General features: G+C 62.1%; 10 protein-coding genes and 1 pseudogene. All 11 read left to right on the top strand.

The genetic code is table 11. The features are described 5' to 3' along the window. Nucleotides 1–1,622: penicillin-binding transpeptidase domain-containing protein (locus VIW95_RS15885; RefSeq protein ID WP_331588316.1), on the top strand; the 1,622-nt coding region annotated here is incomplete at its 5' end. Then, nucleotides 1,619–3,145 carry a UDP-N-acetylmuramoyl-L-alanyl-D-glutamate--2,6-diaminopimelate ligase gene (locus VIW95_RS15880; RefSeq protein ID WP_331588314.1) on the top strand — a complete coding sequence of 509 codons (1,527 nt, stop codon included), beginning with the start codon at nucleotides 1,619–1,621 and terminating at the stop codon, nucleotides 3,143–3,145. The genes VIW95_RS15885 and VIW95_RS15880, both read left to right, overlap by 4 nt. An 18-nt stretch (nucleotides 3,146–3,163) precedes the next feature. Next, nucleotides 3,164–4,243, top strand: coding sequence for a phospho-N-acetylmuramoyl-pentapeptide-transferase (gene mraY, locus VIW95_RS15875; protein WP_331588312.1), 1,080 nt, complete (start codon nucleotides 3,164–3,166; stop codon nucleotides 4,241–4,243). A 4-nt stretch (nucleotides 4,244–4,247) separates the two neighbouring features. Then, a complete protein-coding gene (murD, locus tag VIW95_RS15870; RefSeq protein ID WP_331588310.1) occupies nucleotides 4,248–5,582 on the top strand; it encodes a UDP-N-acetylmuramoyl-L-alanine--D-glutamate ligase in 1,335 nt (444 codons plus the stop codon). Continuing rightward, nucleotides 5,545–6,684, top strand: coding sequence for a putative lipid II flippase FtsW (ftsW, locus tag VIW95_RS15865; protein ID WP_331588308.1), 1,140 nt, complete (start codon nucleotides 5,545–5,547; stop codon nucleotides 6,682–6,684). Before murD ends, ftsW begins: the two co-directional genes overlap by 38 nt. Further along, on the top strand, nucleotides 6,681–7,763 hold the full coding sequence (murG, locus tag VIW95_RS15860) for an undecaprenyldiphospho-muramoylpentapeptide beta-N-acetylglucosaminyltransferase (protein WP_331588306.1): 1,083 nt from the start codon (nucleotides 6,681–6,683) through the stop codon (nucleotides 7,761–7,763). The genes ftsW and murG overlap by 4 nt, the downstream gene beginning before the upstream one ends. Next, nucleotides 7,760–9,190 carry a UDP-N-acetylmuramate--L-alanine ligase gene (murC, locus tag VIW95_RS15855; RefSeq protein WP_331588304.1) on the top strand — a complete coding sequence of 477 codons (1,431 nt, stop codon included), beginning with the start codon at nucleotides 7,760–7,762 and terminating at the stop codon, nucleotides 9,188–9,190. Before murG ends, murC begins: the two co-directional genes overlap by 4 nt. Further along, nucleotides 9,177–10,079, top strand: coding sequence for a UDP-N-acetylmuramate dehydrogenase (murB, locus tag VIW95_RS15850; protein WP_331588301.1), 903 nt, complete (start codon nucleotides 9,177–9,179; stop codon nucleotides 10,077–10,079). Before murC ends, murB begins: the two co-directional genes overlap by 14 nt. A gap of 60 nt (nucleotides 10,080–10,139) precedes the next feature. Further along, nucleotides 10,140–10,904: a cell division protein FtsQ/DivIB gene (locus VIW95_RS15845; protein WP_331588299.1), complete on the top strand. Its 765-nt coding sequence runs from the start codon at nucleotides 10,140–10,142 to the stop codon at nucleotides 10,902–10,904. Continuing rightward, complete coding sequence (gene ftsA, locus VIW95_RS15840) at nucleotides 10,901–12,118, top strand: cell division protein FtsA (RefSeq protein WP_331588297.1); 1,218 nt, start codon at nucleotides 10,901–10,903, stop codon at nucleotides 12,116–12,118. The genes VIW95_RS15845 and ftsA overlap by 4 nt, the downstream gene beginning before the upstream one ends. Nucleotides 12,119–12,186: 68 nt before the next feature. Continuing rightward, nucleotides 12,187–12,474, top strand: a pseudogene (locus tag VIW95_RS15835) (cell division protein FtsZ); the annotation flags it as partial.

Below are 12,474 nucleotides of genomic sequence, written 5' to 3'. Positions count from 1 at the left end.
AACGGTTTTATCCGGAGAGCAACCTGGCCGCGTCGGTGGTGGGGTTGGCGGGGATGGACGGCCAGGGGCTCTCCGGATTGGAACTGCAATACGACCGGATTGCGCGGGGGGAGGCGGTTGAGCTGAGCTTCGATCACGACGCGCAGGGGCATCCGATTTTCGACAGCCCGCTGGCACTCAAGGCCCCGGAGCCGGGCGCGCAACTCGAGCTGACTATCGACTCATCGATCCAATCGCTCGCCGAAACCGAGCTGGCCGCGGAAGTGAAGTCGAGCGGCGCGAAGCGTGGCAGCGTGATCGTGCTCGATCCGTTTACCGGCGAAGTAATGGCGATGGCGAACGTCAGCGCTGATGGCGCCAACCTTCACGACCGCCTGCACAACCCGGCAGTCGAGGACGCGTTCGAGCCTGGCTCGACGATGAAGGGAATTCTCGGCTCGATTGCGCTGGCCGATCATGCGATTACGACCGACAAGCAATTTTTTTGCGAAAACGGGCATTTCACGATCGACCGGCACACGATTCATGATCACAGCCCGCACGGATGGTTGAATCTCGGCGGGATAATCGAAGTGTCGTCGAATATCGGCGCCTCGAAGATTGCCTTGACGCTCGGTTCGCAGCGTTACTACGAAGGGCTCCGCGCTTTCGGAATCGGATCGCGTACGGGAATCGATTTGCCGGCCGAAGCAGGCGGATTGCTGAGCAAGCCTGCTGGATGGAAGGAAATCGATCTCGCCAATCACGGCTTCGGCCAGGGCGTGGCGGTCACCCCGATCCAGCTCGCGGTGGCATACGCGGCGATCGCGAACGGCGGGAATATTGTGCGGCCATACGTGGTGAAAGCTGCGTACGACGCGGAGGGGCACGCGATTTTGACGCATACGCCGCAGGTGATGCGTCGAGCGATCGCGCCCGACATTGCGCATCAGATGAATTTGTTGCTGCGCAACGTCGTGATGTCCGACGGCGGCACGGCGGCGAAGGCGCGCGTTGACGGATTTATCGTCGCGGGCAAAACTGGCACGGCGCAGATGGTGAACCCGGAAAACGGCACCTACTATCAGAATCGGCACGTGTCGTCGTTCGTTGGATTCTTGCCGGCGGACGATCCGCGGCTGCTAATCCTGGTGGCGCTGTACGACGTCGGCCACGAACATTTCGGCGGCTTGATCGCGGCGCCGGTGTTCAGCGAAATCGCGCAGGGCGCGGTCCGCGACTTGAATATCACGGCGCCGACTGAGGCCAGCATGATTCCCATGCCCGATTTCGGCAAAGACTCGAGTGGCAAAACTCCCGCTGCAACGACCGCAGATCCTGACGACTATCTCCCGGTGCTCACCGGTTCGAAGCTGACGCGGGCGACACCGAATTTCGCGGGACTGAGTCTCCGGCGCGCGATGGAATTGGCGCGCGTCTCGCGCGTCAACGTTGACGTACATGGCGGCGGCTACGTCGTCGCGCAAGAGCCGGACGCGGGCACTCCGCTCAATCATGCGACAGTGAAATTGACTCTGGCTGCGATTGTTCCGGACAGCGGAGCCGACACCGCGGCGGACGCGGACGTCGTGCCCGCATCGTATTTCAGTGGCGGCGGTGTATCGCCCGTCAGGCGAAAGTGAAACTTGGCGAATTGCTCGAAGGACTCGACGTCCGTCGAATCGACGGCGACCTGAACGTGGAAATCACGGGCCTCAGCTATGACTCGCGACAGACGAGGCCCGGTCATCTTTACTTCTCGACGGCCCGCGACGCGACGCGGAACCGGGCCGACATTGACGATGCATTAAGCCGTGGGGCGCGCGCTGTGGTGGTGGAAGGATGGGGTGGTGGAACAGCGCGCCCCGCCGTGACCCTGGTGGGGAGCGAGCGGCCGCGCCTGCTGATGGGCGCGGCCGCGTCGCGATTTTTCGGCGCGCCGAGCGAGCGCGTCGATTTGATCGGCATCACCGGAACCAGCGGCAAGACCACGACCAGTTATATCCTGGCGTCGATTTTCGAGGCCGCCGGCATGCCGACGGGGATCATCGGCACGATTGGAATTTTCATCGGCGGAAAGAAGGTCTACAGCGGACTTACCACGCCCGAGTCAATCGACTTCGAAACTGCACTGACGCAGATGGAGCATGAGGGCGTGCGACATGCGGTGGCCGAAGTGTCGTCGCAGGGCATCGCGGAAGGACGCGTCGAGGCAATGAACTTCCGCGCGTGCATGTTCACCAACCTCGGACGCGACCATCTCGACTATCACGCGACGATCGAAGACTACTTCGCGGCGAAGCTGCGGCTCTTCACCGAAATTTTACCGCGCAGCAAGCGCGCAGATACGGTCGCAGTGGTGCGCGGCGACGATCCGTTCGGGCGGCGCGTGCTCGGAGTATTGAAGGGATCGAGAATAAGTTTCGGGATGGACCAGTCGCTCGATGCGCATCCCGAACGATTTGACGCGGACCTGAGCGGGATTCGCGCGACGCTGTCGGTGCTCGGTAAAAAAATCGAAATCGAATCGCCCCTGATCGGCGAAATCAATTTGCTCAATATCCTGGGCGCGTCGGCTCTGTCGGCGGCCCTGGGTGTCGATATGGATGCGGTGGCGGATGGTGTGCGGCGATGCCCAGGGGCCCCCGGCAGACTCGAAGTGGTGCCAACGAAAGCGAAACCGGGGGTCACGGTGCTTGTCGATTACGCGCACAAGCCCGACGCGCTCCAGGCGGTGCTGACCGCGCTTCGACGTTTGCGCGCCGGCAGGATCATTTGCGTGTTCGGATGCGGCGGAGATCGCGACCGCGGCAAGCGTCCGATCATGGGTGAGATTGCGGGACGTCTGGCCGATATCCCGGTGCTGACGTCGGACAATCCACGCAGCGAGGATCCACTGGCGATAATCGCCGAGGTCGAAACGGGACTGGTCGCGGCGGGCCGTACGCGAAGCAATGATTCATCGACGACCGGCGGATATATCGTCGAGCCGGATCGCCGCACGGCGATCGCAATTGCGCTGCGAATCGCGGCCGCGGGCGACGCGGTGTTGATCGCTGGCAAGGGTCACGAGGACTACCAGTTGGTCGCGGGCCGCGTACTCCCTTTCGACGATCGGGTCGTGGTCCGCGAGCTCGCCGCAGAACTCGGCGACGGGCATAGTTGAGACTCGGCGAGCGCCGCGATGCTCTACCTGCTGCTCTACCCGCTCCACAGATATTACTCCGGCTTCAATGCGCTCCGGTACGAGACTCTGCGCTCGGTCCTGGCCGGACTGGCGGCGCTCGCGCTGTCGCTGGCTCTGGGACCTATTCTAATCAATCGCTTCCGCGAGCTGCGCATCGGGCAAACCATTCGCGACGTCGTTCCGCAGGCGCATCAGAAGAAAGCCGGCACGCCGACGATGGGCGGGTTGCTGATCGTGGCGTCGATGCTGGCGGCGACACTGTTGCTCGCCAACATTCTGAATCCGTACGTCTGGATCGCGATTTTCGTTACGCTGACCTTCGGCGCGATCGGTTTCAGCGACGACTACTTCAAACTGACGCGTGGCAAAGGACTCGGCCTCTCCGGCCCGGCCAAACTGGTGTGGTCATTCTCGTGCGCGTTCATCGCGGCGGCGTGGCTGTTTCTCTATCTCGGTTTCGACACGCATCTGACGGTGCCGTTTTTGAAGAACGCGCATCCCGACCTGCACGTGTGGTTTTACATCCCGTTCGCGATGCTCGTGATCGTGGGATGCTCGCATGCGGTGAACCTGACCGACGGACTCGACGGGCTCGCGATTGGGCCGGTGATGACGGTGGCGCTGACGTATTGGGTGTTCACGTATGTCGCCGGTAACATCAAGTTCTCCAGCTACCTGCAGATCCCGTACATTGCGAACGTCGGCGAGGTCGCGATTTTCTGCGTCTCGGTGTTCGCCGCGTCGCTCGGCTTTCTGTGGTTCAACGCTTACCCGGCTTCGATGATGATGGGCGACGTGGGCGCGCTGGCTCTTGGTGGCGCGATCGGCACCGTCGCGGTGCTATGCAAGCAGGAACTCGCGCTGGTACTCGCGGGCGGAGTGTTCGTCGCGGAGGCGGCGTCAACTATCATTCAGCGTTACTATTTCAAGGCGACGCGCAAACGTTTTTTCCTGATGGCGCCGCTGCACCATCATTTCGAACTCAAGGGAATCCCGGAGACCGTGGTTGTTATCAGATTCTGGATCGTATCGATCGTCTGCGCTCTCGTCGCGCTCAGCACGCTGAAGCTGCGTTGAATCGATGGAATTGTCGAACAAACGCGTGATGGTCGTAGGACTCGGGGTGAGCGGAGTTGCCGCGGCGCGGTTCCTTGCCTCGCGCGGCGCGAAACTCGTCATGACCGACCGCCGCGTCGACATCGATCGCGACAAGTTGCCGCCCGGCGCGGTGAAACTCGGTGCCGAAGATGCGCGCTGGGTGGATGATGTCGAGTTGGTGGTCACCAGTCCTGGAGTACCGCGCGATTCCGTCCTGCTGCGCGCCGCGACCGAGCGAAAAATTCCGGTGATCGGTGAAATCGAACTCGCGAGCCGCTTCCTTGACGCGCCAATCGCCGCAGTCACCGGCACCAACGGCAAGAGCACGGTCGTCGTGCTGCTTGGCGAGATTCTGAAAGCGTCGGGACGGCGCACCTTCGTCGGCGGCAACCTCGGCACTCCGCTGATAGATGCGGTCGGCGGCGGATGGGACGTCGCGGTCGTCGAGGTGTCGAGTTTCCAACTCGAGTGGATTGAGAAATTCCGTCCGCGCGCCGGCGTGCATCTGAATCTGAGCGACGATCATTTCGATCGTTACAGGGATCTCGCGGATTACGGACGTGCGAAAGCGCGATTGTTCGAGAACCAGCAGGCTTCGGACTACGCTATTCTGAATCGCGATGATCCGGATGTGTGGAAGCTCGCGAAGGGCGTGCGCTCGCGTGTGATCGAGTTCAGTCTCGTGCATCGCCGCAGCGACACACTGGCAATTTGGTTCGACGAGAAGGCAAATGCACTAGCCTTTGACTTCGACCAATCGAAGGCCGGACGCATCAGCCTCAAAGAGTTTCGTCTGCGCGGGCGGCATAACATTTCCAATGCGATGGCGGCGTCGGCAGCGGCGCTCGCGCTGGGCGTCAAGCCGGAAGAAATCGAACGCGCCCTCGCGTCATTTCGAGGGCTGCCGCATCGGATTGAAGTTGTGCATGAGAACGGTGGCGTAACTTATATCGACGATTCGAAAGGGACCAACGTCGGCGCGGTGGTCGAAGCGATCGACGCGCTCGCCGCGCCGATAATTCTGATTGCGGGCGGTCTCGACAAGGGCGGTGACTACGCGCCGCTGCGGCGGCCATTCGAAGAAAAAGTCAAACTTGCGATTTTGAACGGGGCCGCGCGCGACAAGATGGCGGCGGCGCTCGAAGGTACGACGAAAATCGAATCGGTGGCGACTCTCAAGGAAGCGGTTGAACATGCGGCGCGCGCGGCACGGCCGGGAGACACTGTCCTGCTGTCGCCGGCCTGCTCGAGCTTCGATCAATTCAAGGACTATGCGGAACGTGGGAACGTATATAAAGAGCTGGTTCGGGCGCTTTGACGCGGTAAGTTACCGCCGCCCCGACCCGTGGCTGTGGCTGCCGGCGGCGGTGCTGCTGTTGCTCGGCCTGCTGATGGTGCTGAACACGACTTACTTTCTCGGTATCGAGAAGCGAGGCGACGCGTTTCATTTTTTCAAGCTTCACCTGGCGCACATCGCGGTCGGCTTCGTGTTTCTGATGCTGCTGTCGCAATTCTCGCTGGCGGGTCTGCGGCGAATCGCGATGCCGCTGTTCATCGGGTCGATCGTGATGCTCGCGCTGCTCTACGTGCCGGGCCTCGGGCTGATGAAAGGCGGCGCTCGCCGATGGCTCCGGCTGGGACCGGTGATCGCGGAGCCGTCCGAGCTGGTAAAATTTGCGCTGGTGTTTTTCCTCGCGGATTTCCTGAGTAAGCGGCAGGCGCGAATCCGCGAGTTCAAGCACGGACCGCTCGCGGTATTTTTGATCGTCGGGCCGATCACTCTGTTGATCCTGAAGCAGCCGGATTTCGGCAGCACCGTGATGATCGCGCTGATCTTGTTCGCGATGCTGTGGGCCGCGGGCGCGCGCTGGGAGCATCTTGCAGGCGCCGGTGGAGGCGCTCTGGTCCTGTTGGCATTCCAGGCGGTCGCAAAATCGTATCGCATGAAGCGGATGACAACCTTTCTCGATCCGTGGTCAGTCGCGCGCGGCGCGGGCTTTCAACTCGTGCAATCGTTCATCGCGCTGGGCGAGGGCGGGAAATGGGGCGTCGGTCTCGGCGCCGGACGCCAGAAGATGTTCTATCTGCCGGAGGCGCACACTGATTTCGTCTTCGCGGTAGTAGGTGAGGAGTTCGGCTTGATCGGTGCCGCTGTCGTGATCTCGCTGTTCCTGGTGATTCTGTTTCGGGGGATGCGAATCGCGCATGACGAGCCCGATCCTTTCGCGAGCTTGCTCGCGGTGGGACTGACCGCGCTGCTCTCGATTCAAGCGTTGATCAACATGTCGGTGGTGATTGGTCTGATCCCGACCAAGGGGCTGCCGCTGCCATTCCTGAGTTATGGCGGCACTTCGATCATCATCGCGATGGCGGCGTTGGGCGCGCTACTCGCGCTCGGGCGCCGGCCGGCGGTGCGATGAAGGTGATAATCGCAGGCGGAGGAACGGGCGGCCATCTTTTTCCGGCGGTCGCGCTCGGCGAGGAAATGATGCGCGAGCGTCCCGCTCTCGACGTGCTGTTCGTCGGCACCAGCGCGGGGCTCGAGGCAAAGTGGCTGCCGAAGAGCGGCTACAAGTACGAATTATTCGAGATGCATGGAATTCGCGGACATAGCGCGCTTGAGCGGGCGCGCGCGTCGCTGGAATTCGTTCGCGCGATTGGCCTCGCGATGTCTCTCGTCAGGCGTTTTCGTCCCAGCATCATCGTGAGCGCAGGCGGATACGCGTCGGCATCGATGGGCGCGGCGGCAATTCTGACGCGTACGCCGTTGGTGTTGATGGAGCAGAATACTCGTCCCGGTCTCGTGAATCGGACGTTGTCGAGATTCGCGAAGAAAATCTGTGTCGGCTTCGGCGACGGTGCCAGTTATTTCAGTTCTACTAAAGTGGTTGTAACCGGCAATCCCACCCGCTTCCGATATCTGCCTGACCGATTGAGCCGGGATAGTGATCAATTACAAATCCTTGTTTTAGGCGGTTCGTCCGGAGCGCATCGCTTGAATATTGGCGTCGTAGGGGCTTTCAAAATCTATGGAAAAAGTGTTATAAATCTGACCGTAGTGCACCAGACCGGGGAGGCGGATGAGGAGTTGGTGAGGAGTGCATACCGCGAAATCGGGTTCGCGGCAGAGGTCGTGCCGTTTATCGACGACGTCGCCACCGCATTGCATCGGGCCGATCTGGTTATCGCACGCTCAGGTGCGATGACGGTTACCGACATTGTTCTTGGCGCGCGTGCTGCCATTTTCGTGCCGTATCCTTTCCACAAGGATTTGCAACAAGTGCACAACGCGCGCGTGATTGAAAAGCGCGGCGGGGCGATAATGGTTCGCGACGACGATCAGTTGGCGTCCAACCTCGCACGCGAACTTGAAGCGTTGATTCGGAATCCGGCGCGATTGGACGAGATGGGTGTGCGGGCGCATCAGGAGGCGCATCCTGACGCCGCTCGTCACATCGCAAAAATTTGTTTTGAAGTTGCGGAGCGCGCGGCGGCATGAGTGAACTGCTCGCAAATGGCCTATTGACGCGTCAGCGGCGGCTGCATTTTGTCGGCATCGGCGGCGCCGGCATGAGCGGAATTGCGGAGCTGTGCATCAAGCTCGGGATGCGCGTCAGCGGATGCGATCTGAAACCGTCGGCTGCCGTCACACGGCTCGCGTCGCTCGGTGCGGAGATCAGCCAGGGGCATCATCCGGCGCATCTGAAGGACGGCGGCGGCATCGACGCAGTGGTGATCTCGTCGGCGATAAAATTTTCGAATCCCGAAGTCGCGCGCGCCCGCGAGATGAAAATTCCGGTGATCGCGCGGGCCGAGATGCTCGGCGAATTGCTGCGCATGGCGAAGCTCGGCGTCGCGGTCGCGGGCACTCACGGCAAGACCACCACCACCGGCCTCATCGCGCTGATCATGGAAGAGGCGGATCTCGATCCTACCGTCGCGGTCGGCGGAAATATTCGCAATACGGGCACCAACGTTCGTCTGGGGCGCGGCGATTTCATGGTGGCCGAGGCCGACGAGAGCGACGCGTCATTTCTGCTGCTGCTCCCAACCATCGCGGTGGTGACGAATATCGATCCTGAGCATCTCGATCATTACGGCACGATGGATCGAGTTCGTGAGGCCTTCGCGGACTTTATCAATCGCGTGCCGTTCTACGGCGTGGCGGTGCTCGGAATCGACAGCGTGAACGTGCGCGGGCTGATGGCCTCGATTCGCAAACCAATGGTGACCTACGGCGTTGCGCAGGATGCTGACCTGCGCGCCGAAAAAATCGTGATCGACGGCCTTTCGACTCGCTTCGAGGTCGTTCGCAAGGGCGAAAATCTCGGGCGAGTGACAATACCGACGCCCGGAGTGCATGTGGCGCTGAATTCGCTCGCGGCGATCGCTGTCGCGATGGAAGTCGGAATCAGTTTCGAGCGCGCGGCGGCGGCGCTGGCAAAGTTCGGCGGAATAAGCCGTCGGTTCGAGATCAAGGGTGAAGCCGCGGGACGCATCGTGCTCGACGACTATGCCCATCACCCGGCCGAGGTGCGCGCGACGCTGGCCGCGGTGCGCGCGTCGTTCAAGCGCCGGGTGGTGGCGGTCTTTCAGCCGCATCGGTACACGCGGCTGCGCGATTTGTTCGACGATTTTCTGTCCGCTTTCGACGATGCCGACGTGCTCTACCTGTTCGACGTATATCCGGCCGGCGAGGAGCCGATCGCCGACGTTTCGTCGCGGCGTCTTTACGAAGCGCTGCACGCCCGCGGCCATCTCGAGGTGCATTACCTGGGCGCCGAGGAAAATCCCGCAGCGCGAATTGCGGCGGCCTCGCGCGCAGGCGACGTGATCGCGACCCTGGGTGCCGGCGATATCTACAAGACAGGCGGTGAAATTCTGAACGCGCTCAGCGCCGAGGTCAAAGTTCATGAAGGCGCTTGAAGGCGAGCTGCGCGCGAGATTCGGCGAGCGCATCCGCGCCGCGATGCCACTCGCGGAGCTCACCTCATTTCGGATTGGAGGACCCGCGGACTTGTTCGTCAACGTCGAAGACGAAACCGAACTGATGCATGCCAAGGCCGCCGCGTACCGCGCGGGCGTGCCGTGCTTCTGCCTCGGCGCGGGTACGAATCTGCTGGTAAGCGATCGCGGGATGCGCGGGCTGGTCGTGCGGCTCGGCGATGGCTTCGGAAAAATAAAAATTGACGACACAAAAGTCGTTGCGGGCGCTGGCGCCGCATTCGGTGCCCTGGTCGAGGTAGTAGTCGGTCGGGGTCTTGAGGGGCTCGAATTCGGCGAAGGCATTCCCGGCACGGTCGGCGGCGGTTTGGTGATGAATGCGGGCGCGTTCGGCGGCGAAATCGCGAAGGTGGTGACTTTGGTGCACGGCGTCACCGAAGCCGGGGACGCGCTCGCGCTGACGAAGGACGATGTGAAGTTCGCGTACCGGCGCACCGAGTTGCCGAATCATTTCATAATTACGCGCGTCGATTTCGAGCTTGCGCACGGCGATCGCGAAAGACTGATGGCGCGGGTCGCGGAGTTGAAAGCAAAGCGTGCGATGCGTCAGCCGCGCGGTGTTCCGAATGCTGGATCGATCTTCAAGAACCCGCCCGGTAACTTCGCCGGGAAGCTGTTGGAGGGTGCGGGACTTAAGGGGACGCGACTCGGCGGTGCGGCGTTTTCGGATCAGCACGCAAATTTTATTGTGAACCTTGGCGGCGCTCAGGCCGCCGACGTGCGCGCGCTCATCGACATGGCGCGCAACAAGGTGAAAGAGCAGAGCGGTGTCTGGCTCGAACCGGAGGTTAGGCTGGTCGGCGACTGGTGACGCGCGATTTGGATTTTTCACTGAGGTGGTGGGGTGCCGGTTCGCGGTGGAAATAAAGCGGTGGCTGGATGGGGCGCGCGGATGGGCGGGCTGGTGGTCTGCGCATTTTTCGCGTTGGGCGTGATGACGGGGTTCAGCACGGCCGGCCGCGCCGTCACGCTCCGGGCGTCCGCAAGTCTCAGCTCATATCGCGATCAACTCATCGATTCGCTCGCGCCCGTGCGCACGACCGCGGCGAACTACACTGCGGTGCTGGTCGAGTGGGCCGGGCGCACAGGAATTTACCATCGCGCAGGACACGGACCGGGCGCGGCCGCGATTTCAGCCGGCGACATGCGTGACGGTGCGATCGCGATCGTCGAGCGTCGCGACGGATTCTACGAGCTGTTCAGCGGCGGCGAGCTTCGCGGACCGGTATCTCCCGAAAAGCAGGGCGATCTGCCGGTGCTTAGCGGCGCCGCGCTCGACGACGCTCGCGGATCGCAGATGGTCGACTATGCGGCGGAGTTAGTGCGCGCTGAGGCGCAACTTTCGGAAATTGTTTCGGAGATGCACGTTGGTGATGACGGCACGGCGTCGCTCTTCCTCGAGCGCGAGCGTACCGAGGTGGTGATTGATCTCGATCGCGCGACGACGGAAATTCAGCGCGCGATCAAAGTTCGGCAGCAATGGCAAGGCCGCGAGAACCTGATCGCCGCGCTCGATTTGACCACGCCGGGGCTCGCGGTTGTACGCCTGCATGCGGCCGAAAATAAGAATTCGAAACACAAGAGCGGGCTTCGCAAAGTTTTGTTTCAGCCGGGCGGGGAGCCGGTGACGCGATGAGAAATCTGCTCACAGGCCTGGACGTCGGCACCAGCAAAGTTTGCGCGATCGTCGGCGAGTCGCTGCCCGACGGTCAGTTGGCGACGCTCGGCTTCGGAATCGCGCCATGCACCGGGTTGCGCAAGGGCGTCGTGGTTAATATCGAGGCGACGGTCGATGCGATCAGAGCTGCGGTCGAGGAAGCGGAGAGAACTTCCGGCGTGCGCGTTGGCTCGGTCGTGGTCGGCGTTGCGGGACCGCATATCAAGGGCCTCAACAGCCACGGGATTGTCGCAGTGCGCGGCGGCGAAGTCAGTTCGCGCGACGTGGATCGAGTAATCGATGCGGCGCGCGCGGTCGCAATCCCGCTCGATCGGCAGGTGCTGCATATTCTGCCGCAACAGTTCGCGGTCGACGAGCAGGAGGGCGTGCGCGAGCCGTACGGAATGGCGGGCGTCCGGCTCGAGGCGCGCATCCATATCATCACCGCCGCGCAGAGCTATGGACAAAATCTCACCAAGTGCTGCGAACGCGCGGGCGTCACGCCGTCGGAGATGGTTTTCCAGCCGCTCGCGTCGGCGGACGCAGCGCTGTTTCCGGAGGAACGCGAGCTGGGAGTCGCGCTGATCGACGTTGGCGGCGGCACTACCGACATCATCGTGTTTCACGGCGGCGCGGTGATGCACACTGCCGTGCTGCCAATCGGCGGGAATCATCTCACTAGCGATATCGCGGCGGGATTGCGCACCCCGATCTCCGACGCGGAGCGGCTCAAGATAACCTTCGGCGTCGCGACCAACCAGGTCGTGCGCCGCGACGAGATGGTGCAGGTGCCGGGTGTCGGCGGCCGCGAGCCGCGAGTGATCGCGCGGCGGCTGCTCGGTGAAATCATCGAGCCGCGCATGGAAGAGATCTTCACGATGGTGCAGCGCGAGCTGCTGCGCTCCGGCGTATCGGACGGCCTCGCGTCGGGCATCGTGCTGGTCGGAGGAACTTCGCTGCTCGAGGGCACGCAGGAACTGGCCGAGCGCATCTTCGGCGTGCCCGTGCGGCGCGGACTTCCGATCAACCTGAAGGGACTCCCCGAAGAACTGATGAAGCCGATGTTCACGACGGCGGCCGGCTTGCTGCTGTACCAGAGCGCGGCGGGCGGCATTGGCAACGGAGTTGGAAAAGCGGGTCGGCTGGGACGGCTGCGCTCGCGACTTGGCGATTGGGTGAGGGACTTCTTTTGAGAAGTCGCCGGAGCAACAAATTAATTGGGCAACAAACATTGCCGGTAAGTGGTGTAGGAGGATCTGTGATGATTGAGTTGGTGAGTAATCCCGACCCGGGCGCGAGGATCAAGGTAATCGGCGCAGGTGGATGCGGCGGCAATGCGGTCAACCACATGATCAATGTGGGGCTGCGCAACGTCGATTTCATCGCCGTGAATACCGACATCCAGGCGCTGCAGAATAATCATGCGCCGCTGCGGATTCAGATCGGCGACGAAATTACCCGCGGACGCGGCACCGGCGGCAATCCTGAAATCGGACGCAAGGCCGCGCTCGAAGACGAAGTGCCGTTCGATCAAATGGTGGATTTGGTG

It is taken from the genome of Binatus sp. (SeqCode), assembly GCF_036522015.1.
Taxonomy (GTDB): Bacteria; Desulfobacterota; Binatia; order Binatales; family Binataceae; genus Binatus.
Note: the sequence above shows the minus strand (reverse complement) of the source record. Positions and strands in the feature narration are given on the sequence as shown.